The organism is Shewanella sp. (assembly GCF_051658185.1).
GTDB lineage: Bacteria > Pseudomonadota > Gammaproteobacteria > Enterobacterales > Shewanellaceae > Shewanella.
Window position 1 is genome coordinate 1 of the sequence record NZ_JBOFMC010000278.1, and the last position, 21,512, is coordinate 21,512.

Below are 21,512 nucleotides of genomic sequence, written 5' to 3' on the forward strand. Positions count from 1 at the left end.
TAATCTGGCTGGGAGCACTCTGCCTCTTATAAGATGAGGGAGCGACAACGACAACATAGAGGCGTTTATCCCTAAACGCCGATGATGAATGGAGTACCGTTAACAGCTGGTTTTTTGATACGGAGAGTCACACTAAACGTGAGACGTTTGCAGGCATTACGCGTTAGCTAACCGGGCCAATTTTGCCAATACCCGACTTGCGGCCACAAAACCAAAGGTGCCGGTCACCATAGTGACCGCGCCAAACCCCGAGGCACAGTCCATACGCATGTTGCCATCAGCGCTGGCCTTAGTGCTGCATACCGAGCCATCGGCCTTGGGATACACCAGCTGCTCACTGGAAAATACCGCGTCCACGGCAAAACGCCGCTGCACATTTTTAGAGAAATGGTATTCGCGGCGCAAAATATTGCGCACCTTGGCGAGCAGCGGATCCTGATAGGTTTTAGCCAAATCCGTTAACTGAATTTGAGTCGGATCCGTTTGGCCACCCGCGCCCCCCACAGTCACAATGTTAATTTTTTGGCGTTTACACCAAGCAATTAACGCGGCCTTTTGTTTTACTGCGTCAATACAATCAATCACATAATCGATATTGCCACCCGCATTGGCTCCCGGCAAATACTCCGCTAAATTATCAATCGTAATAAAATCTTCAATTTCATTCACCTGACACTCAGGGTTTATCTCTCGGATCCGCTGCGCCATCACCGCCACTTTTGAGGCGCCAATGGTGGAACTCAATGCATGAATTTGCCGATTGGTGTTCGTCACGCAAATATCGTCTAAATCCATCAGGCTAATTTGGCCAATACCGCTACGGGCAAGCGCCTCGGCGGCCCAAGTGCCAACGCCACCAATTCCAATCACCACCACATGGGAACGGGCAAATTGGCTTAACGCCTGTTGCCCATACAAACGGCCAATTCCACCAAAACGATTTTGATAGGCCTCAGTCATCATCACTTACCTTTATAGAATAACCCGCTGGAAATCCGCTCACGCAAGGGCGTGACCAAGCTTAAGGAAAACCACATTAAAAATCCCTCGATACGCAGCCAACAGACCATTAGCCACCCACCAGAGTCACCCGCTACACCCTAAAAGCGCGCTCAAAATGCGCCGTGGATTCTAAACGATTTAGCGAAAAATCCGCAATGAATCTCAAAATTGCGCCACTTCGCACTAAGACCATAGTCTATAGTCCGCTCAACCGAGTGGGGGCGCATTTGGGCAACATCACCGCCCTAAGATGGCGACAAGCACTGGACCACAACCTTGTTATATATTGATTATTAAAGATAATATTTAAAAGTTATTGACATAACGCTTAGCAAAGCGCCTATTTTTACGGATTGTGGACTCTCCGCTTTCCCCCACACAATTAACGCCCCTATTCAGGCTACGCTTGCCTGCACATTAGTATCTGCTACAGTTACCAGCGCCAAACAACAAGGGCTTAGGAATCACCTATACCCCTTAAGTAGTAAGTAAAAGTTACCGTTTTATCACTTCTAAGCAAAATGGCATTCAAGATAGATGGAAATATCCAACAAATCGCCCGAATGCGCTTGAGGAGAACCAAAAACATGATCTATGCCACAGCCTAGCAGCAATAAAACTGTAAAAATCGGCGGCAACTTGGTTACCCACTGCGGTAACAAGTGCGGTAAACCACACAAAAACCATGAAAAATGGACAAGAACTTAGGTTCAAGGGAGCACAAAACATGAAAAAGACATTCGTTTCTGCATCAGTAGCATCTGTATTAGCATTGGCTTCATTCGGTGCGCTAGCCGACGGCCCAAGCTTCTATGGCCGTTTAGAATTAGCCACCACCTACTCTCAAACTGGTACAACCTTACAGTCTGGTACCAACGGTGTGGACACTAAAAACTATGCCGATGAAAACAATGGCGGCACTTATTTAGAAAACAACTTCTCCTTATTAGGTGTGAAAGGCACTGAGAAGATTGCTGCTGGCTACGATATTGTTTACCAAATGGAATTCCAAGTTGAAAACACCTCTGGTACTGGTGATGTTTTCAAAGCGCGTAACACGTATTTAGGTTTAAAAACTAACGCAGGTACTGTGTTAGTGGGTCGTAACGACACCGTATTTAAACAAGCTGAAGGTAACGTTGACCTGTTTGGTAACACTAACGCCGATATCGACCGTTTAGTGGGCGCACAAACCCGTAGCGCTGACGGTGTATGGTACTACTCACCTAAACTGGCTGGGTTAATTACTTTAAACGCCAACTATCTAATGGATGATAATGAATCTGCAACTTCTGCAGAAGGTAAAGATAGTTCAAACGACTACGCATTGAGTGCGACTCTAGGTGACAGCAAGTTTAAAGAGCAAAACTACTACGCCGCCGTCGCTTACAACAAAGGTATTGCAGGTATTGATGCTTACCGTTTAGTCGGTCATGCTAAATTAGGTCAGTTTAAACTGGGCGGTCTATTCCAAAACTCAGAAAGCGTTGCTAATAGCGATGTAGACGGTAACACGTATTTCGTGAACGTTGCATACGATCTGAACGGTGTTAACCTGAAGGCTGAATACGGTGTGGATGAGACTGGCTTTGGTAACTACTACAAAAACGTTACCACTGGTACCAACCTGAAAGCTGGCACTGATATCAACGTGCAAAACATTAACATTGGTGCTGACTACCGTTTATCTAAATCCACTATGGTGTATGGCCAGTACTCAATGTACAGCGGTGATCACGTAGTAAGCGGTAAGAAAGTTGATCTACAAGATGACAACGTCTTCTCTGTAGGCGTACGTTACGACTTCTAATCTGCTTGGCGATTTGACATCGCTATAGCAAGATCCACTAAAAAACCTACTGCACTGCAGTAGGTTTTTTTATGGCGGCAACTTAACGGCGCTGCGCTCGCGATCCCAATGCGCGTGCACCGCAAAACACAAATCCAGCGCCATTCCTGCAAACCATGACCATACAAAAGGCCATAAACAAGCCATACAACAGGCCATAAAAAAGCCACCGAGCGAACCCCGATGGCTATTGTTAAAGCATAGCGTTAACGCAATCTTGCCTGCTTATTCCACAGCTGGGCTTTCCTCATCGCCTGCAGGCTCCGCGGTATCACCTAACTCGACGCTGTCAACGCGCTGTAAGCCTCTTGGCAATTTCGCTCCGCGCCGTCCGCGCTCTCCGCGATAATGCTCTAAATCGCTCGGCTTTAAGGTCAGCTTACGTTTACCCGCCCAGAGAGTGACCGGCGTATCACTTGGTACGAGTTGCAGGTGCGTCATCAACTCTTCACGGTTTTTGGCGCGCTCAGTGGGAATGCCAATGATTTTATTGCCTTTCCCTTTAGATAATTGCGGTAAGGCTTCCAGCGAAAATAGCAACATGCGCCCTTCATTGGTGATGGCTAAAATCGACATTTCCCGATCACGGTTAATCAGTTTCGGCGGCAAGGCTTGCGCGTTAGTCGGCAAACTGAGCAACGCTTTACCCGCCTTATTACGCGAAAGCATGTCACTGTAACGGCATATAAAGCCGTAACCAGCATCGGTCGCGAGCAGGAAGCATTGCTGCTCTTCGCCCATAATCACGTGCCGCATGGTTTCGCCCGGCGCCATATTAAAGCGCGTGGTGATAGGCTCGCCTTGGCTGCGGGCCGAAGGCAGGCTGTGGCTATCGGTGGCAAAGGCGCGCCCGGAAGAATCGATAAACACCGCCGCCTGATTATTGCGGCCAGTGCTACTACACAGATACTCATCACCCGCTTTATAGGATAACGACAAGGGATCGATATCGTGGCCCTTGGCGCAGCGTACCCAGCCCTTTTCCGATAACACCACGGTCACAGGTTCACTCGGCGTTAATTCTTGCTCGGTTAACGCTCGCGACTCTTGGCGCTGGACGATGGGTGAACGGCGGGCATCGCCGTAGGTTTCACCATCTTGGATAAGCTCTTTTTTAATCAAGGTTTTTAGGCGACGATCTGAGCCTAAAAGCTGCTGCAACTTATCGCGCTCAGCGGCTAATTCATTCTGCTCAGCCTGGATTTTCACCTCTTCTAACTTGGCTAAATGCCGCAGTTTTAGCTCGAGGATCGCCTCAGCCTGTTTGTCCGTGAGGGCAAAACGCGCCATCAACTCGGCTTTAGGCTCATCGTGGAAGCGAATAATTTCAATCACTTCATCAATATTGAGGAAGGCTATCATTAACGCATCGAGAATATGTAACCGCGCCAACACTTTATCGAGGCGATATTCGAGGCGACGCGTCACAGTATCAACGCGAAACGCCAGCCACTCTGTTAAGAGGGTTTTTAAGCCTTTGACCCGTGGGCGGCCGTCCAGCCCCAGCACGTTCAAGTTAACTCGAAAACTTTTTTCAAGATCGGTGGTGGCAAACAAATGCGCCATCAGCTGCTCGCAATCCACCCGATTTGAGCGCGGCACGATCACGAGGCGTACCGGGCTTTCATGGTCAGATTCGTCGCGCAAATCGGCCACCATGGGCAACTTTTTGGCCTGCATTTGGCTGGCAATTTGCTCTAAAATCTTGCCGCTACTCGCTTGGTGCGGCAGCGCACTGATAACAATCTCCCCCGCCTCAACCGAATACACGGCGCGCGCCTTTAACGAGCCGCGGCCAGTATCATAAATTTTGGCAATATCGGCCGCTGGGGTAATAATTTCAGCCTCGGTCGGATAATCCGGCCCAGGCACGTACTCCATCAGTTGCTCAAGCTCAAGTTTAGGATCATCGAGTAGCGCCACACAGGCTGAGACTAATTCCCGGACATTATGGGGCGGAATATCGGTTGCCATGCCCACCGCAATCCCGGTTATGCCGTTAAGCAAAATATGCGGTAAGCGCGCGGGTAGCACCTTAGGCTCTTTTAAGGTGCCATCAAAGTTAGCGCCCCAATCGACGGTGCCTTGGCCCAGCTCGGACAACAACACTTCAGAAAACTTCGACAGCCGCGCCTCGGTGTAACGCATCGCCGCAAACGATTTAGGATCGTCCGGCGCCCCCCAGTTACCTTGACCATCAACCAGCGGATAACGGTAAGAAAAGGGCTGCGCCATCAATACCATGGCTTCATAACAGGCGCTATCACCATGGGGGTGATACTTACCTAATACGTCACCTACCGTACGGGCCGATTTTTTATGCTTCGACTGAGCCGATAACCCTAGCTCACTCATGGCATAGATAATCCGCCGCTGCACTGGCTTGAGCCCATCACCAATGTGGGGCAAGGCTCGGTCCATGATGACGTACATGGAGTAGTTCAGATAAGCCTCTTCGGTAAAACGCCGCAATGGCATTTGTTCTACCCCATCGAGACTTAACTTGATTGCGTCACTCATTTTGTTCTAGTTCCTGTGTCTCTTCAGTACTCTCGCCATTTTTATAAAACAAGCGATACACGTTACCTTTTAAATCGTCCGAAATGTACATCGCCCCATCGGGAGCCGATAACAATGCAAAGGGCCGCGCCACCGGAAATTCGCCATCAAGAAAGCTCACCACCGTTTCGCGGCTCACCACTTGCTGCTGCTCCAGTTTGAGCATTACGACCTGATAACCCACTTTACTCGAGCGATTCCACGAACCATTTTCAGCAACAAACAATTGGTTATGATAGCTCGGTGGAAATTGCTGGCCACGGTAAAACGCCAGCCCCGTCGGAGCCACATGGGCGGGCAATTCGTAATTGGGCAGGGTTATTTTTAGATTTTTTGGCTTTTCGTAGGCAGGCTCAACCACCGACTTGGCATGTAAATAAGGAAAGCCATAATGGGCGCCGATCACATCGACACGGTTGATTTCATCAGGGGGTAAGTTATCCCCCATCCAATCCCGGCCAAGATCGGCAAACCATAATTTATTATCTTGAGGCGACCAATCAAAGCCGGTGACATTACGCACCCCGGAGACGACCTGCTCGCTCGCGCTGGTCTCAATATCAATGGCAATAATGCTGCTGTAGGGCGCCATGGCCTCGCACACATTGCAGGCGGCGCCAATCGCGACATAGAGCCGACCATCGGGGCCAAAACGCATGGCTTTGGCCGTTTTTTTATCCGATTCAGGCAGATCGCTGTAAACTTCTTTAGGCCGCGTCGGGCGACGTAAGCGCTGTTCAATATCGACAAAACGCAAAATGCGGTTGCCGGTGGCCACAAACAGATCGCTACCATGGAAGGCGAGTGCATCCGGATCGTCCAAGCCTTTGGCGATCACATAGCGCTTGTCCACTTGGCCATCTTGATCGCTATCCACCACCGCATGGACTGTGCCGCTTTTTTGCGAGCCGACAAACAGGGTGCCATTCGCCCCCATTGCCAGCTGCTTTGCATCACCCAAATCCGAGGCATACAAGGACAAACCAAAGCCCTTAGCCACAGTGATCATGATAGACTGCGAGGCCGCATAAGCAGGCTGCGCTGCCGCGAACACGCCCACTCCAAGCAGCGCAACATAGGCAGAAAACTTCTTTAAGTAATTATAATTATTGGTTTTCATATATAGTACTGCAAGTAGATTAATCCTTAAGCGTGTGCGTGGCGGGCAACACTCGCGCGGTTACAGTAACGCCATATCGCCCTTATCCTCAAGCCAAGATTTACGATCAGGCGAGCGTTTTTTGGCCAGCAGCATATCCATTAAAGAATCGGTTTGTTCCACATCATCAATCGTCAATTGCACTAGCCGACGCGTGTTAGGATCCATCGTCGTTTCACGTAATTGCAGCGGATTCATTTCACCTAAGCCTTTAAAGCGGGTGACTTGGACTTTGCCCTTTTTGTTTTCAGCACTGATGCGATCAAGAATACCTTCTTTTTCCGCTTCATCTAAGGCGTAATACACCTCTTTACCGATATCGATGCGAAATAAAGGCGGCATAGCAATATACACATGGCCCTGCTCGACGAGCACACGGTAATGCTTCAAAAATAGCGCGCACAATAAGGTGGCGATGTGCAGCCCATCGGAATCGGCGTCGGCAAGGATACAAATTTTACCGTAGCGCAATTCCGAAATATCACTACTATCGGGATCGCAGCCAATGGCGACGGAAATATCATGCACCTCTTGGGAGGCCAGCACCTGTGAGGCATCCACCTCCCAAGTGTTAAGGATTTTACCCCGCAGCGGCATAATGGCTTGAAACTCGCGATCGCGCGCTTGTTTGGCACTGCCTCCCGCCGAGTCCCCTTCCACCAAAAATAACTCGCCACGCATGGGATCTTGGCCACTGCAATCGGTCAGTTTACCGGGGAGTGCCGGGCCTGAGGTCACCTTTTTACGGGCGACTTTTTTGGCCGCTTTTAAGCGGCGCTGGGCATTGTTAATGCACATCTCCGCCAAGGATTCGGCCAGCTCGGTATTGGAGTTCAGCCACAGAGAAAAGGCATCGCGCACGATGCCAGAGACAAACGCAGAGCACTGGCGGCTCGACAGCTTTTCTTTGGTTTGTCCGGCAAACTGAGGATCTTGCATCTTCACCGACAGAATAAAGGCGGCTCTATCCCAAATATCCTCAGGCGAGAGCTTAATTCCCCGCGGGATCAAATTGCGAAACTCGCAAAATTCCCGCATCGACTCAAGCAAACCTTGGCGAAAACCGTTGACATGAGTGCCGCCAAGCGGCGTGGGGATGAGGTTGACATAACTTTCGTTAAGCGACTCCCCCCCTTCGGGCAACCAAGTGATCGCCCAATCGGCGGCCTCAATCTGCCCTTTAAAACTGCCCACAAAGGGTTCTTCGGGCAACATCAGATTATCGCCAATCGAGGCTTTGAGATAATCGGTCAACCCCGTTTCATAGAACCATTCGTGTACTTCATTCGTTTGTTTATTAACAAATTTTATCCGCAAGCCAGGGCAAAGTACCGCCTTAGCCCGCAGCAAATAAATTAATTTTGAATTGGAAAAATTGGCCGAGTCAAAATAACTGGCGTCAGGCCAAAAATGGACGCGTGTCCCAGTATTACGCCGACCACAACTGCCAGTGACAATTAACTCTTGGACTTTAAAGCCATTTTCAAAAGCCATATCATACACTTGGCCATCACGCCGCACGGTCACTTCTACCCGGCGCGACAGGGCATTCACCACCGAAATCCCCACACCATGTAAGCCACCAGAGAATTGGTAGTTTTTATTGGAAAACTTACCACCGGCATGGAGTTTCGTGAGGATAAGCTCCACCCCTGGAATGCCTTCTTCCGGGTGGATGTCCACCGGCATGCCGCGACCATCGTCGGTCACTTCCAGGGAATTATCGGTATGCAGCACCACTTCGATTTTAGTGGCGTGACCAGCAAGCGCTTCATCAACACTGTTATCTATCACCTCTTGACCTAAATGGTTCGGTCGAGTGGTGTCGGTATACATACCTGGACGGCGTTTAACAGGATCGAGTCCGTTGAGGACTTCAATGGCGTCAGAGGTGTATTGATTCGTCATAGTGTACGCTATAGGTTGTTATATCCAGCCATGTTGCGGCTGTGGATATTGGTTTGTCAAGGTAAGTGTAAAAATTGGCTTATTGTTTGCAGATGCTGCTCGTAACCCACAAAACTGTGATCGCCCCCCGCCTCTATCCGTAATTGGCAATGGTGATATTTCGTCAAGGCTTGGCGGTAATCGAGCACCTCATCGCCCGTTTGCAATAATACCAAAAAACGGTCTGGATGACGGATAACTGGGGTGTTAAATTGCGCGACCTCGTCCTTATGCACGGGCTGCAGTACATAATGCTCGCCAGTATACGGATTACACTGGGGGCCCATAAAATCATCAAACAATTCATAGGGCTTTACGGCAGGGTTAACTAACACCGCCCGCCCACCATGATGCTCGGCTAAATAACTGGCAAAATAGCCTCCAAGCGATGAGCCAATATACCTCAGCGGTTCGTTGGCTTGGCGCGCCGCAGCCACATACTCGAGCAATAACGCCATGGCCGCTTTAGGGGTGTTAGGCAGTTGCGGTTGATGAAAGCTTAAGGACGGATGATGCTCGGCCATGTACTTGGCGGTGATCACCGCTTTATCCGAGAAAGGCGAACTGTTAAATCCATGAATATAAAGCAGCATAAGTCCTCAAGCTGCGGTCACAGGAATTAATAACCGCTCGAAGTATTATCGGGGGAAAAATGGTTACCCGGCACACGGTACACGTTAGTGCAAATGCTACCATCGGCCTTAAGCTCCAGCAAACGATAACCGGGTTGTAAGCTGTCTAAGGCAAAATAAGGAGATAATGGCTTGAATTGAATACACGTTGAGGGTGTCGCCATCAACTGCAAAGGACCATTAGGGCCATCATAAACAGTATCAATACTTTGGTGCACATGCCCCCACAGTAGGCCCTTGACCTGAGGATACTCGGCGATTCGGCGTAAAAACTCACTGCCATTATCCATGCAATGTTGGTCTAACCAAGCGCAATTCATCAAAATGGGATTGTGGTGCATTGCCAGCAAGATATGACAATCCGGCCGAGCGGCGATAGCTTGGTCGATAAGCTCAAATTGGCTCTCTGCCATATTGCCGCCGGGTTTACCGCGCACGGTCGAGTCCAGCATTAATATTTGCCAGTGGCCCGCCAAAATACGCTGCTGGGCATGGATGTGCTCACCTTGCATATGCAAGTGCATGATCCAAGGGTCGTCATGATTACCGGGCAAGTAGTGACATGGCATGTTCAAGGAGCCCACCGCAGCAACAAACTCACGATAGGATTCAGCAGAATAATCCTGGCTTAAATCGCCCGTCGCTAACAGCAAATGCGCGGGATAATCCACCGCGCGAATGGTATCTAATACTGCAGCCAAGCTGTTGCGGGTATTCACCCCCAGCAGTTCAGCGTCAGGATCGGCAAAGAGGTGCGGATCGGTGACCTGCACAATACGTACACTTTCTCCTTCAGCTAGGGAGTAAGAGACAGCCTCTTTCAGCACATTAAATACCCAACTCTAAGGGTGGCGCACTAAACGATGTTGGCACCCAATCTTTAATAACTCTTCCAGGAATGCATTTACCTGGTACTTTTCATCACTATGATACATGCGTGGATTCGGGTAATCATACACTGGCCGTAATTGATAAATCTGTTGACCAGTTAACACTTCTGCTAATTTAGCATCATGATAAATTCTCACTAACACCTTGGGAATATTGACAAAGTCAATAATATCGACTGGGCGAGCAATCTCGACTAATTGTGTATATTTAGTGTTCTCTATCATCCTAAGCTGCAAGACCCCAAACTCCCCCTCAAGCACCCAAGATTGGCCAAGGCTGATATTGAGTGGCAACCATTTCATCATATAGCCATAGTTGCGGCCGCACAGCGCCAAAAAGTCACTCACATTAGGTTGGTAGCGTGATTTGCGCGGCATATTAAGGTCACTCAACCTTGCGTGGAAAGTTGCTGATAATGTAATTGCAGCCATTGCAAGCCAATCACCGTCGAAGCGTTATCAATTTCACCTGCAACCACCTGCTGATAGGCCTGTTCACGGCTAATCACCTGCAGGCGAATATCTTCGTGTTCTTCGGCTAAACCATGTAATCCTTGTGCTGTTGAGGCATCGACCTCTGCCCAATAGAAGTACACCCGCTCGGTACTGCCGCCCGGACTGACTAAGTAACTGCTGACAAACTGCAACTGCTTGGCCTCCAAACCGGTTTCTTCTAACAGTTCGCGGCGGGCGACCTCTAGCGGCTCTTCATTGGGAGCGATCATTCCGGCGACCAATTCCAGCAGCCAAGGCGAGGGGGTCGTTGCTAAGGCAGGAAAACGGACCTGCTCAATCAACACCAATTGATCGCGCTTAACATCATAGGGCAACACCACCACCGCATGGCCGCGCTCAAACACTTCCCGCGTCACGGGTTGGCTCCAGCCACCGGCAAACAATTTATGCTTAAAAGTGAACTGTTCCAAAGCAAAAAAACCGCGATAAAGTGTTTTTTGTTCAAGCACCTCAATATCCGTTTGCGAAAAAACTGGCGGTTTCATACTCTGTCCTTCAAAGGTAAATTTACGCCTATTATCAAGGCAATTTGGCACATTTTTAAAATAAAATCTGTTACACTTCGCATTTGACTTAACAGTGTCGGCGTTTTTAGACTCTCTGTCATTAAGTTCTAGCTGTATCGGGAAGCGTCGGGAAGCGCAAACCGCCTTGATAAAGGCATTACTTAGTCTCATCGAAGTTAAAATATTTCTCCTCTTGGGGATTTTGTCTAAATAAGGACAGCAAATGAAATTTAAGATCCGTTCTTTATGCACTGCACTCACGCTAGTCGCTACCGCGTCAGCGGTTCAAGCAGATGATTTACTCCAAATTTATCAAAAAGCACTGACTAACGATCCCCTGGTACTCCAAGCGCAAGCACAACGTAATGCCCTGTTCGAGCGAATCGAGCAAAATCGTGCCCCGCTATTACCAACGATCAGTGCCAATGTCGGATACGACAAAGCCTGGAATGATCCAAGGGATGATGCCAGCGGTTTAACCGGCAGCCTCAAGCTTAACCAAGTGATCTACGATCACAGTGCTTGGGTAGGCTTAAGTCTTGCGGAAAAAGCCGCATCTCAAGCTGACTCTAATTATGCCTCTGCGCTGCAAACGCTGATCACCCGAGTGACTAAAGCCTATTTTGATGTGTTAACGGCCAAGGATAACTACGAGTTCCAAGGCGCCGAAAAACGAGCAATTGAACGTCAACTCGAGCAAACGAAACAACGTTTTGCCGTTGGCCTCACCGCCATTACCGATGTGCATGAAGCCCAAGCTCAGTATGACCTCGCCTCTGCCAGTGAGATTCTGGCCGAGAATGATCTTGCCAATAGCTACGAAGCCCTGCGCGAAATTACGGGTATTGATCACAAGACATTGAATGTACTGGATACCAACCGTTTTTCTGCCGTCACACCAGCACCAACATCTCCGACGGATTGGTTAAAAATTGCCGAAACCAACAGCGTTGATTTAATGACTCAGCGTATTGGTAAAGACATTGCCCAAGAAACCATTAGTCTTTATAAAGCTGGCCACATGCCATCATTAAGCCTCAATGCCGGCTATAACAAAGGGCTTGAGCAGAAAACCGGTAGCGTCAACGATCCTGACTTTGACAATGTTAACGTCGGTGTCAACTTAAGCATTCCGATTTTCCAAGGCTTCAAAGTGAGCTCTCAAGTCAATGAAGCCCAATACCAATTTGTGGAAGCGAGCGAACGCTTAGAGCAAACTTACCGCAGTGTGGTGAAAAACGTCCGTAATAACTACAACAACGTTGGTGCCTCAATCAGCTCGATTCGCGCCTATGAGCAATCTGTTATTTCATCAGAAAGCGCATTAAAAGCAACACAAGCGGGCTTTGAAGTGGGGACGCGTACCATTGTGGACGTGCTCAACCGTACGCGCGATCTGTACGATTCCAAACGTAAATTATCTAATGCCCGTTATTCCTACATCAATTCCATTGTGGCGCTCAAGCAAGCCGCTGGCACCTTGAATGAAGATGATGTAATCAATATTAACAATGGCTTAAAAGCTGAATAAGCGATTGCAGAATCAAGATAGTGTTATTAAGACCGTGTGATCAAGACAGTGTTACCCAAGCGATGAGGTCACACTGATAATAAAAAACCGCCAGAAGGCGGTTTTTTTATGGGCTCGATAAAAGCTGCCGGTTTACATTGAACTTGCAGCTTAACGTTAAAACGCGATTTCAACGCCGGCAAAATAGCCATCAAACTTGGTATCCGCACTCACGCCAGAGAAGTTATTGGCATCAAATACAAACTCGCGATACCCCACGCGCACGCGCAGATCCACCGCAGTGCCATCAAATCCCCACCCCAGACCAATAGCAAAATCATGAACATTGGTCTCGGTCACCCCTTGCATAAGATCCGCAAAACCAAATAATCCTAAACCGGGTATGCCAAGCTCGGTGCTGGCATAGGCCATAAGGATGCCACTGTCGATCCCTTTCTCTTCAGGATGGCCAGGATCTTGTACCCGCAGCGAGCCGTTCATCAACTTATAAGCTGCGCCCAGATCAAAGGATAAAATGTCGTTATCTAATAGCTCGTAATATAAAATAAAGTCCGTGTTGCTCAGATCGGTATAAGCCGTTACCTTGCCTGAAAAATCATGACCATTAAAGCTAAAGTCAGCATCGGCCTTACCGCCTTTCTGATCTAAGCTGTTTTCACGTACTTTAATATTGGGGATTAACGGCAACGGATGCTCAACGGCAATCCAGTAGCTGCCCTGCGCCGAAGAACTATATCCGAAGTTTTGCTGGGGCTGCCCTTTATCAGCAAAGCTGCCGCTGGTATCAGCATGCCAATAATCGCCACCCATTTTAAAACCAACCACAGTGGCCGCCTGAACGGATGTGGCCATACAAAATCCGAATACAGCACTGGCGAGGAGTGTTTTTTTCATAATTAACCTTGAGATAGCAAGTTCGTTAAATCAATCACCGCGGCATTTGCACGGGATACATAGTTCGCCATAACCAATGAATGATTAGCGACTAGGCCAAAGCCACTGCCGTTGAGGACTACAGGGCTCCAGACCGTTTGCTGCGTGGCCTCTAATTCGCGAATAATTTGTTTGAGGCTCACTTCAGCATTTTTCTTTTTCAGCACATCAGCAAAATCGACTTCAACAGCACGCATAAAATTGAGCAATGCCCAAGACGCGCCGCGCGTTTCATAGAACACATCATCAATTTTCCACCAACTGGTTTTTACCTGATGGCTGCTCAAATTTGGCGTAGACTGGCGGGCGGCATTATCCCCCGCCAAATCCGTATTCAGACGCTCTTGCCCCACGCTGGCGGACAAGCGCTGAGACATACTACCAAGACGCTTTTGCACCTCTTTGAGCCATTCATTTAGATTGTCGGCCCTTGCGTAAAACTGCGCATCTTGATTATTAGGGTCCATCATACGGGCACGGTACAGCTTAAGTAACTTTATCGCATCACGATATTCGCTCTCAGCACTCGGCACCAACCAACTGGTGTGGTCGATATTCAGCTTTGACTGTGCTTCGCCAAGGTCTTTATCCGCCGTTGATTGCGACTGCGAGCGGCTGAACTCTTTACGCATAATGAGCGCCAGATCCCTTGCTTGCTCAAGCGCGCCATATTCAAAGGCAGGCATATTATCCATCAGAATCGATGGTGGCATCACATCATTGGATAACCAACCGCCCTGTTTATCCAGCAAGGTTTCTACGGTTAAAATTAATGAGGTGGTCGTGGCATAACCCACCACGTTTTTATCGGTTAACGTCAACTCTTGAGTGCTGAGCGTATCAGGTTCAACACTCCACCAAACGCTGATAAGGTAACCGATGAATATAATGAGTGAACCAACTCCGGTGACTTGCTTCCAGGTAATTTGCATCTGGTGACTCCTTAATGATGGTGGTGATGCTCAGGCGTTGCACTTGGTGCAGCCTGCTTGGCAACGGGCAAGGTGATCGTCATTGTTTGGCCATCGTCAAACTGCAATTGCAGCTCAACCTGCTGTTCGGGTACGAGCGGGGCCGTTAGGCCGAGCAGCATAATATGATCCCCCGCCGGCGCGAGGGTAAGTGAGCCATGGGAAGGAATCGCAAAGCTTTCAACATGGCGCATTTTGACCACGCCCTGCTCTGTGACCATGGTATGCAATTGCGCTTCTTTGGCTACATTGGTCGTCGCACCAATTAACCGCACCGCTTTATCTGCATGGTTTTCAAGGGTAAAGTAAGCGGCAGTATTGGGGACAGTCTCTGGCATAGCTCGCACATGCCCGTCACGCATCACGACATTTGCTAACACAGAAAAAGATACAAAGGATAAAGCCACACAATTAAACATCTGTTTGATTATTGGTTTCATTGTCTTACACTCCATGTCTACCCACTGTCGTCGTAAAGGAAACAACCCATGAGTCATATACAGGTTCAGGATGATCAAGGCGTACGTATTATCAGCTTTAATCGGCCCGAAAAACGCAATGCGCTTGATCTTAATATGTATAAACTGCTGACAGAATACCTGATCGCAGGTGAGGCAGACAATGACATTCGCGCCTTTATGCTCCATGGACAACATAATTGTTTCACATCTGGCAATGATGTTGCAGACTTTTTAAAAAATAGTGAGTTAGACCAAAATCACCCCACGGTACGTTTTTTATTTTGCCTATTAGAACTCAAAAAACCATTGGTTGCCGCCGTGTCTGGCGCGGCGGTGGGGATAGGTACAACGCTGCTACTTCATTGCGATTTAGTGTACGCCGACTCAAGCGCTAAATTTCAGCTGCCCTTTGTCAACTTAGCGCTGGTACCCGAGGCGGGGGCAAGCCTGTTGCTCCCTGAACTGGTGGGTTATCAAAAGGCCGCCGAATTGCTGTTGCTGGGTGAAAGCTTTGATGCCAAAACAGCCTATAAACTCAATATGATCAACGACATTATCGAGCAAGATGCGCTATTAAGCTACGCTCTTGGTCAAGCGAAAAAGCTCGCTGCGCAGCCACCGCAGGCACTGCAAATCACTCGGCAATTAATGCGCCCTCACAAAAACCGAGTGCAACACCAAATGCATAAAGAGTTAGAGCAATTTAGCGCCAGACTAAAAAGTGCTGAAGCCCAATCTCGCTTTCAGGCTTTTCTACAAAAATAAGCAGATTAACCCAGAATCACCTATGCGCGAGGGTCTATGTACCCTCCTGCCACTGATACAGCCACTGGCCAAACGCTTCCCGTTCAAACCTATATGACGATAAATAGCCGTGGTGATTTAAACAGGCTTCTTCCATTGCTCAATGAATATTGCTAGCACCAAATACCCTAGCAGACTGATTTTGGAGATAAATACCAACGCGCCAATCCATCCCACTCGGGTCCAGAAACAGGACCAGCCAAATTTATGGGCCATGGCCGTCGCAACACCGCACACTAATGGGGCTGATTTTTCCATACGACGCCGTGCGTTTGTTAAGTGAACTTTTAACATATATCCCTCCCTTCATACCAAAGATGGTGCGATATCAAAGATGATGCTACTGCGGCCTGAAGATCATGCAGAAAACAGCCAAAGATTTCTCCGCGGTCACAGCAGCAAATGGGGGCAGAGCACGCCAATCCATCTTGGTACCACCATCACTTCTTCACGCTGTATTCTTCTGGCTTTACTGACTCAGCTTGGCTTGGCGTGCTGAGATTCAGTTGCCGATCCACATCATAGAGCGTTTCAGCTAACTGAGTTTGCAGTGATAACGCCAACTCACGCTGAGTGCTGGCCATTAATTCTTGAGCTTGGGTGGTGAGGGTTTGCTCAATGGCGCTGACGATTTCCGCACTTGGCACACTGATGGGGGCCGCATCTGCATGGGCCGCACTGCCGATAAGCGTGGTCAATAACACACATGCTGCAGCAGATTTTTTGAGGTTTAAGGTAAACATAATGCCATCCCTTTCGATTGATTAACTTGACAAAGGGACTATTACAAAGGACGTGCCAACTTATAAAATACTTATAACCCATTAATTTACAATAGGTTATAAGTATATAAGCGGATAATAAAAAACCAGCGAGGCTAATTTTTAATAAAAGTGGTTAAAAATACTACAACACTTCGTTAATCTCGCCACTTGCTACATATCAAGGTGCAGGTTGTGCATTCATGCTCGCTAACGCCTGCTTGATAACGCTGATATCAGCGCCATTTTTATGGGCATGCTCACTCAAATAGCGCCGCCATGCACGGGCACCGGGTAAACCTTGGAATAAACCAATCATGTGCCGCGTTATATGATTGAGGCGACCACCCGATGCGAGGTGAGCCTCGATATAGGGCAGCATAGCATCGATCACCGCTTCGCGGCTGATCACGGGCTGTTGACTATGACAGAGCTGCTGATCCACCTCTGCCAACATATACGGATTCTGGTACGCCTCGCGCCCCACCATCACCCCATCGAGGTGTTCCAAATGCACCTTGGCCTGCGCAAGGGTCGTGATGCCACCATTGACACTGATATTAAGCCATGGGTAATCACGTTTTAGTTGATACGCCCGCTCGTAATCAAGGGGTGGGATCTCACGATTCTCTTTTGGGCTTAATCCCTGCAGCCAAGCTTTACGGGCATGGATGATAAACTCATTACAGCCCTTGCTATGTACGATATCGATAAATTGGGTGAGGAACTCATAACTGTCCTGCGCATCGATGCCAATACGCGTCTTAACAGTGATTGGAATATCAACCACTTGCTTCATGGCATCGACACATTGTGCAACCAATTCCGGCTCAGCCATCAAACAAGCACCAAAGCGGCCATTTTGCACCCGGTCCGAGGGGCAACCCACATTGAGGTTCACTTCATCATAGCCGCGCTCAGCGGCCAATTTAGCGCAACGGGCCAATTCCTGAGGATTGGAGCCGCCTAACTGCAACGCGAGCGGATGCTCCTCTTGGTTATAGGCCAAATAATCGCCGCGACCATGCAGTATCGCTCCTGTTGTCACCATCTCGGTGTACAGCAAAGCATTGGCAGACATTAATCGCGCAAAATAACGATAATGGCGGTCCGTCCAATCCAACATCGGGGCAATGCTAAAGGTTCTATCAATTGAGTTGACTGGCTGCTGCGGGGTTTGAGGTTGAATCATTACGCTCACATTTTAGGCTGGGCTGATGCAAAAAAAGGCGGCTAGTTTAGCGCGAAGCGCGCCATTTTACAAAATAACCACCCGTGGCGTATCGCATACAGGATGAAGCGCCAACCCACTTACGATGAGCGTTAAAGTACAATCAACTACTTAACTAAACGAGCGCCGCACCATAGGCACAAATATCAAACCAAACCTGAGCGCTGCAAGGCACCGTTAATGAGGGGAGGAGCAAGCGGTAACCTAAAAATGCCTTAACACGCGTGAGTACAGTTAATATTGGCGATAAACCAAAGACTTAAGCTTAAAAGAGTGTGATAGAGATTACTGTGAGCTTAGCGTTTATCGGCTAAGCTTGTTTCTTCTGTCTGGGACGAATTGCTGTAACTCATTATTTTTATTAAGCATCTATCTTATATAGCGTAAAAGATTAACGATAACAGGACCCCTCAAGCATGAACGTCAATTTTATTAATCCCTTCCTAGAATCCTTGCTCAACGTCCTCTCCACTATGGCCTGTATGGAATTAGTCCCCGGCAAACCTCAAATTAAGACGGATAATGTGGCTAAGGGCGATATCTCCGGCTTGATGGGAATGGTCGGGCCGCAAACCAAAGGTTCACTGTCAATCACCTTTGAGCAATCCCTGGCGCTGCAGATCATGCAAAATATGCTGGGTGAGAACCCCGGCGTGATTAATGAGGAGATCACCGATTTGGTCGGTGAAATTACCAACATGGTGACGGGCGGAGCCAAAAAGCTGTTAGGAAATAAAGGGTATCAATTTGAAATGGCGACCCCTATGGTCGTGTCGGGTAAGGGCCATACGATTTCACACCAAGCCAATGGCACCAAAATCGTCATGCCTTTTAGCTCGCCCTATGGCAAGGCGTTTATCGAAATCTGCTTCGAGAAGGCCGCTTAGTGGCAGCGCTTAGCATAGGTAACGCAGGGACATAAACACTCAGGCATGCACTGCCCCCCCCTTAGACACCGATGATGCTCACTGCAGTTAAGCCTTTGCTTGTGCTTAAGACGTTAGTTGCGGTTAAGACTCCAGCTGCGCCGGTGGCGCTTTCGCTAACACCTGTTGCACCCTACGCAGCCACACACAATTGTCGCACTGACATTGGCGCCGAGATAAATGGTGCGGACTTAAGGACGAGTCAATAAAATCGACGGCGATCAACAGTTGCTGCTTTATCTCGGCTATCGATTTTTGCTCCACGGCGATAAGCTCGTCGTTCTGGTTCATCCAAACGCATTCCATGCCCTGATGGCAGGTTAAGCACTGCTCGTCGCGCTCATTAAAAAACACAGCATGAGGACAATGGGTTACCTCCATTGATTGTAAAATGCGCTTACGTGGATATTCCAATAACTCAATCAGTAATGCTTTATATTGAGCGGACATACCCCCTCCTTTAATCGACTGGTGACCCGAGATGCGCTAACGAGATGTTTGCGTTCCCATCCCTGAAGATTACCTATAGTTGCCACGATTTAATTTGATGTATGTCAAAGTCAGCACCGAAATGATCCGCTAGGAAAGCCATGGCCCACGCAAAAAAAGTGGCTTGCGCAAAAATGCTACCCAGATCAAAATGCTAACAAGCAGTTGCCCCTGCGTCTTACATTGTCAGGCATGCAAAGGCCTGCAAGAGGAGTCGATATTGCACACCCCCCAACTACAGCATTTTTATATTGCTGAAGAGCAATCTATCTACCTGCTTAAGGCCAATGATGCCCGTAAGCACAAGGCTTGGATCCGCCTGTGTAAACAACAGCTCAGCAAACTGGGCTATCGCGACCTCGAGCTGATTGGCAAGGGAGCCTACGGCTTTGTGTTCGCCGGCATCAACCATGATGGCGCTGCCCATGTGTTTAAATTTTCGCGGATCACCCTGCCGCAACATGTTCAAGATAGGCTCGAAGAAGAAGCCTTTATGCTATCGCTGCTAAAACACCCCAATATTCCCGGAGCCATCAAATTTGAGCGCGTCGGCAAACAGGGCATTTTGGTGATGGAGCGGGCGAAGGGAGAAGATCTTGAGCAGCTGTGTCGCCGTTTAGGGGCGCTGCCCACGGCGATGATCATGAGCATCGCCCGACAATTAGCGGATATTTTGTATTACCTGCGTACGGGTAAACCCTTAGTGCATGGCGATATTAAGCCTTCCAATTTAGTGTATGACATCCCCAGCCAACATCTATCGCTCATCGATTGGGGCTCAGCAGTGTTCGCCCAGCGCGACGAGCATAACCACCCAGTAGAAGATAACGTGATGGCATTGATGTCAAGCGATCAACAACATACCAATGCGCGCATGGGAGACGTGTATTTTATTGGTGAAGAGCAGCTCAATGGGGCGCTGTCCAATCCCCGCTTTGATGAGCAAGGCGTTGCCGCGACCTTATACGCCCTCGCCTCAGGCCAAGCGAGTCGCTTTGGTGCCCAAGTTATCCCGCCCACCAGCATCGGCCTCCCAGTGGAGCTGGCGCGCATCTTAGAAGGTATGCTCAGTAGCGATGCACAGCGGCGTAAGCTCGCGGGGGATTACTTTTTAAAAAGCATGCGCCACAGCCACAGGTTACTTCTGCCAGCCTTACCCCAAAGCGAGCTGCAGGGGGAAATCCCCGTCTGGGTTCAACCCCGGGCAAAAGATGTGGAGACGGTGAGCTACAGCTCCAGAAAATCCTTTTTAAAAGAGCATAATGCTCAAGATCCCATCGCAAAAATGGATGATATTCAACTCGAAAAATATTATCGCAATTTTCTGGCGGGCATGGGCGACACCGAAAAAGGCTTTATCGCCGCCGTCGGGCGGTTAGCCCAGTACCCCATCGTCGGGGGGCTGGCTATTCATTGGCAAGAAACCGGGGTGTTTATCGACTCCAACCTCGCCATTTATGATCCCGCGCTGAAAAGTGCCCTGATCATTGCGGTCAATAATATGGTCACCCTCGCGCGGGGGATTAAACGTATCGGGGTATTTAAGGCCTGTTTTTTTAATGCGAAAGACACCTTGCACATCGAAAGGGCCAGCACTGATGATGCTTTTACCGCAAGCGCCGATCTGCAATTGCCCTTCGACATTGGCGATGTGCCGACTCTGGAGGATAAATCGCGGCTACATTCTTATTTTGAAGATGGCAAAGATCCCGACGAAAACCTCGAGTTACCTGCCGAAATCATGGAGGAATTAGCGCGCATTAACCAAATCCACCACACGGGCTGCATTATTTTTGAGGCTCTGCCCCACCACTTAAAAATTCACAGCTATTTAAAATTACTTAATCCGCGCAAGCAGGCCGCGTTTCGGGCTAGCCTCGATCGCATCTTGCATCATGTCGGCCAGATCCAAGGGCTAGGCGTGTCCGGGTTTATGAAATTGCCCTATAAAAATACCCGCCGCTTTACCCATATCGAGCGTAAAGCGGAGCATTTTTACCCCAAAAACCCAAAGCAGCGCGAATGCGCCAGCGATAACGGATCCGGCGATACCTCATTCGGCAATAAGCAATCCGACAATAAGTAATCCGGCAATGACATCCGCTCCTGCAATAACATCAGCGCCTGCAATAACATCAGCCGATGCACATTGGCACACTCAAGCCCCAAGGGTAACAGGCACAGTGCAATGGATAAGCTTGAATGGATAGGCTTAAATGGGCGCGCCGGGAGGCAGCCTAAGAGGCTTAGCAATCAATTTAACCTGGGGATCCTTAAGCCCGGCACTGAGCCCCTGGTGCAACCAAGTGTAATGGGCCGCGAGTTTGACATTCGCCCGCTTTGCC

20 protein-coding genes are annotated in these 21,512 nt (G+C 48.9%); 5 read left to right on the top strand and 15 right to left on the bottom strand.

Going from position 1 to position 21,512, the window contains the following annotated elements; all coding sequences use genetic code 11:
• Positions 1-156 precede the first annotated feature (156 nt).
• On the bottom strand, positions 157-960 hold the full coding sequence (tcdA, locus tag ACRCZA_RS10505; protein ID WP_438674403.1) for a tRNA cyclic N6-threonylcarbamoyladenosine(37) synthase TcdA: 804 nt from the start codon (positions 958-960) through the stop codon (positions 157-159).
• Between the two features lie 769 nt (positions 961-1,729).
• On the opposite strand from tcdA, the gene ACRCZA_RS10510 reads away from it, so the two are divergent.
• Positions 1,730-2,812: a porin gene (locus tag ACRCZA_RS10510; RefSeq protein WP_438674384.1), complete on the top strand. Its 1,083-nt coding sequence runs from the start codon at positions 1,730-1,732 to the stop codon at positions 2,810-2,812.
• Positions 2,813-3,076: 264 nt separating this feature from the next.
• Here ACRCZA_RS10510 and parC read toward each other — a convergent pair whose 3' ends face one another.
• Genes parC through nudF form a run of 7 tightly spaced genes read right to left on the bottom strand, consistent with a single transcriptional unit; the run spans position 3,077 to position 11,039 of the window.
• Entirely contained in the window at positions 3,077-5,371 is a 2,295-nt protein-coding gene (parC, locus tag ACRCZA_RS10515) for a DNA topoisomerase IV subunit A (RefSeq protein ID WP_438674385.1), read from the bottom strand.
• Positions 5,364-6,530 carry a PQQ-dependent sugar dehydrogenase gene (locus ACRCZA_RS10520; RefSeq protein ID WP_438674386.1) on the bottom strand — a complete coding sequence of 389 codons (1,167 nt, stop codon included), beginning with the start codon at positions 6,528-6,530 and terminating at the stop codon, positions 5,364-5,366. The genes parC and ACRCZA_RS10520 overlap by 8 nt, the downstream gene beginning before the upstream one ends.
• Before the next feature lie 60 nt (positions 6,531-6,590).
• The gene (gene parE / locus ACRCZA_RS10525) at positions 6,591-8,477 is read right to left on the bottom strand and encodes a DNA topoisomerase IV subunit B (protein ID WP_438674387.1); all 1,887 of its coding nucleotides are present in this window, start codon (positions 8,475-8,477) and stop codon (positions 6,591-6,593) included.
• Between the two features lie 56 nt (positions 8,478-8,533).
• Complete coding sequence (locus ACRCZA_RS10530) at positions 8,534-9,109, bottom strand: YqiA/YcfP family alpha/beta fold hydrolase (RefSeq protein ID WP_438674388.1); 576 nt, start codon at positions 9,107-9,109, stop codon at positions 8,534-8,536.
• Between the two features lie 26 nt (positions 9,110-9,135).
• Positions 9,136-9,975 carry a 3',5'-cyclic-AMP phosphodiesterase gene (gene cpdA / locus ACRCZA_RS10535; protein WP_438674389.1) on the bottom strand — a complete coding sequence of 280 codons (840 nt, stop codon included), beginning with the start codon at positions 9,973-9,975 and terminating at the stop codon, positions 9,136-9,138.
• Between the two features lie 15 nt (positions 9,976-9,990).
• Positions 9,991-10,416, bottom strand: a complete 426-nt coding sequence (locus tag ACRCZA_RS10540; RefSeq protein ID WP_438674390.1) for a DUF1249 domain-containing protein — start codon at positions 10,414-10,416, stop codon at positions 9,991-9,993.
• Between the two features lie 11 nt (positions 10,417-10,427).
• A complete protein-coding gene (gene nudF / locus ACRCZA_RS10545) occupies positions 10,428-11,039 on the bottom strand; it encodes an ADP-ribose diphosphatase (RefSeq protein WP_438674391.1) in 612 nt (203 codons plus the stop codon).
• Between the two features lie 244 nt (positions 11,040-11,283).
• Here nudF and tolC point away from each other — a divergent pair, with 244 nt between their 5' ends.
• Entirely contained in the window at positions 11,284-12,591 is a 1,308-nt protein-coding gene (gene tolC / locus ACRCZA_RS10550; protein ID WP_438674392.1) for an outer membrane channel protein TolC, read from the top strand.
• 156 nt (positions 12,592-12,747) lie between these two features.
• Here tolC and ACRCZA_RS10555 read toward each other — a convergent pair whose 3' ends face one another.
• Genes ACRCZA_RS10555 through ACRCZA_RS10565 form a run of 3 tightly spaced genes read right to left on the bottom strand, consistent with a single transcriptional unit; the run spans position 12,748 to position 14,950 of the window.
• Positions 12,748-13,485: a TIGR04219 family outer membrane beta-barrel protein gene (locus ACRCZA_RS10555; protein ID WP_438674393.1), complete on the bottom strand. Its 738-nt coding sequence runs from the start codon at positions 13,483-13,485 to the stop codon at positions 12,748-12,750.
• Between the two features lie 2 nt (positions 13,486-13,487).
• Complete coding sequence (locus ACRCZA_RS10560; protein ID WP_438674394.1) at positions 13,488-14,456, bottom strand: DUF2333 family protein; 969 nt, start codon at positions 14,454-14,456, stop codon at positions 13,488-13,490.
• An 11-nt stretch (positions 14,457-14,467) separates the two neighbouring features.
• A complete protein-coding gene (locus ACRCZA_RS10565) occupies positions 14,468-14,950 on the bottom strand; it encodes a copper chaperone PCu(A)C (RefSeq protein WP_438674395.1) in 483 nt (160 codons plus the stop codon).
• A gap of 33 nt (positions 14,951-14,983) precedes the next feature.
• Between ACRCZA_RS10565 and ACRCZA_RS10570 the strand changes: the two genes are divergently transcribed.
• Positions 14,984-15,721 carry an enoyl-CoA hydratase-related protein gene (locus ACRCZA_RS10570; protein ID WP_438674396.1) on the top strand — a complete coding sequence of 246 codons (738 nt, stop codon included), beginning with the start codon at positions 14,984-14,986 and terminating at the stop codon, positions 15,719-15,721.
• Positions 15,722-15,838: 117 nt separating this feature from the next.
• Here the strand turns inward: ACRCZA_RS10570 and ACRCZA_RS10575 are convergent, their stop codons facing one another.
• The 3 genes from ACRCZA_RS10575 to dusA form a co-directional block, all read right to left on the bottom strand.
• Positions 15,839-16,054: a PspC domain-containing protein gene (locus ACRCZA_RS10575; RefSeq protein WP_438674397.1), complete on the bottom strand. Its 216-nt coding sequence runs from the start codon at positions 16,052-16,054 to the stop codon at positions 15,839-15,841.
• A 146-nt stretch (positions 16,055-16,200) separates the two neighbouring features.
• Positions 16,201-16,503 carry a hypothetical protein gene (locus ACRCZA_RS10580; RefSeq protein ID WP_438674398.1) on the bottom strand — a complete coding sequence of 101 codons (303 nt, stop codon included), beginning with the start codon at positions 16,501-16,503 and terminating at the stop codon, positions 16,201-16,203.
• Between the two features lie 199 nt (positions 16,504-16,702).
• Positions 16,703-17,713: a tRNA dihydrouridine(20/20a) synthase DusA gene (dusA, locus tag ACRCZA_RS10585; RefSeq protein WP_438674399.1), complete on the bottom strand. Its 1,011-nt coding sequence runs from the start codon at positions 17,711-17,713 to the stop codon at positions 16,703-16,705.
• Positions 17,714-18,168: 455 nt separating this feature from the next.
• Here dusA and ACRCZA_RS10590 point away from each other — a divergent pair, with 455 nt between their 5' ends.
• Complete coding sequence (locus ACRCZA_RS10590; protein WP_438674400.1) at positions 18,169-18,639, top strand: chemotaxis protein CheX; 471 nt, start codon at positions 18,169-18,171, stop codon at positions 18,637-18,639.
• 123 nt (positions 18,640-18,762) lie between these two features.
• Here ACRCZA_RS10590 and ACRCZA_RS10595 read toward each other — a convergent pair whose 3' ends face one another.
• Positions 18,763-19,128 carry a hypothetical protein gene (locus ACRCZA_RS10595; RefSeq protein WP_438674401.1) on the bottom strand — a complete coding sequence of 122 codons (366 nt, stop codon included), beginning with the start codon at positions 19,126-19,128 and terminating at the stop codon, positions 18,763-18,765.
• 259 nt (positions 19,129-19,387) lie between these two features.
• Between ACRCZA_RS10595 and ACRCZA_RS10600 the strand changes: the two genes are divergently transcribed.
• Positions 19,388-21,253: a protein kinase domain-containing protein gene (locus tag ACRCZA_RS10600; RefSeq protein ID WP_438674402.1), complete on the top strand. Its 1,866-nt coding sequence runs from the start codon at positions 19,388-19,390 to the stop codon at positions 21,251-21,253.
• The last annotated feature ends 259 nt before the right edge of the window (positions 21,254-21,512 follow it).

What these genes read in the sequence shown, in the direction of transcription:
- tcdA (WP_438674403.1), bottom strand. Translation starts at nt 960, where the DNA reads ATGACTGAGGCCTATCAAAATCGTTTTGGTGGAATTGGCCGTTTGTAT.
- ACRCZA_RS10510 (WP_438674384.1), top strand. Translation starts at nt 1,730, where the DNA reads ATGAAAAAGACATTCGTTTCTGCATCAGTAGCATCTGTATTAGCATTG.
- parC (WP_438674385.1), bottom strand. Translation starts at nt 5,371, where the DNA reads ATGAGTGACGCAATCAAGTTAAGTCTCGATGGGGTAGAACAAATGCCA.
- ACRCZA_RS10520 (WP_438674386.1), bottom strand. Translation starts at nt 6,530, where the DNA reads ATGAAAACCAATAATTATAATTACTTAAAGAAGTTTTCTGCCTATGTT.
- parE (WP_438674387.1), bottom strand. Translation starts at nt 8,477, where the DNA reads ATGACGAATCAATACACCTCTGACGCCATTGAAGTCCTCAACGGACTC.
- ACRCZA_RS10530 (WP_438674388.1), bottom strand. Translation starts at nt 9,109, where the DNA reads ATGCTGCTTTATATTCATGGATTTAACAGTTCGCCTTTCTCGGATAAA.
- ACRCZA_RS10540 (WP_438674390.1), bottom strand. Translation starts at nt 10,416, where the DNA reads ATGCCGCGCAAATCACGCTACCAACCTAATGTGAGTGACTTTTTGGCG.
- nudF (WP_438674391.1), bottom strand. Translation starts at nt 11,039, where the DNA reads ATGAAACCGCCAGTTTTTTCGCAAACGGATATTGAGGTGCTTGAACAA.
- tolC (WP_438674392.1), top strand. Translation starts at nt 11,284, where the DNA reads ATGAAATTTAAGATCCGTTCTTTATGCACTGCACTCACGCTAGTCGCT.
- ACRCZA_RS10555 (WP_438674393.1), bottom strand. Translation starts at nt 13,485, where the DNA reads ATGAAAAAAACACTCCTCGCCAGTGCTGTATTCGGATTTTGTATGGCC.
- ACRCZA_RS10560 (WP_438674394.1), bottom strand. Translation starts at nt 14,456, where the DNA reads ATGCAAATTACCTGGAAGCAAGTCACCGGAGTTGGTTCACTCATTATA.
- ACRCZA_RS10565 (WP_438674395.1), bottom strand. Translation starts at nt 14,950, where the DNA reads ATGGAGTGTAAGACAATGAAACCAATAATCAAACAGATGTTTAATTGT.
- ACRCZA_RS10570 (WP_438674396.1), top strand. Translation starts at nt 14,984, where the DNA reads ATGAGTCATATACAGGTTCAGGATGATCAAGGCGTACGTATTATCAGC.
- ACRCZA_RS10575 (WP_438674397.1), bottom strand. Translation starts at nt 16,054, where the DNA reads ATGTTAAAAGTTCACTTAACAAACGCACGGCGTCGTATGGAAAAATCA.
- ACRCZA_RS10580 (WP_438674398.1), bottom strand. Translation starts at nt 16,503, where the DNA reads ATGTTTACCTTAAACCTCAAAAAATCTGCTGCAGCATGTGTGTTATTG.
- dusA (WP_438674399.1), bottom strand. Translation starts at nt 17,713, where the DNA reads ATGATTCAACCTCAAACCCCGCAGCAGCCAGTCAACTCAATTGATAGA.
- ACRCZA_RS10590 (WP_438674400.1), top strand. Translation starts at nt 18,169, where the DNA reads ATGAACGTCAATTTTATTAATCCCTTCCTAGAATCCTTGCTCAACGTC.
- ACRCZA_RS10595 (WP_438674401.1), bottom strand. Translation starts at nt 19,128, where the DNA reads ATGTCCGCTCAATATAAAGCATTACTGATTGAGTTATTGGAATATCCA.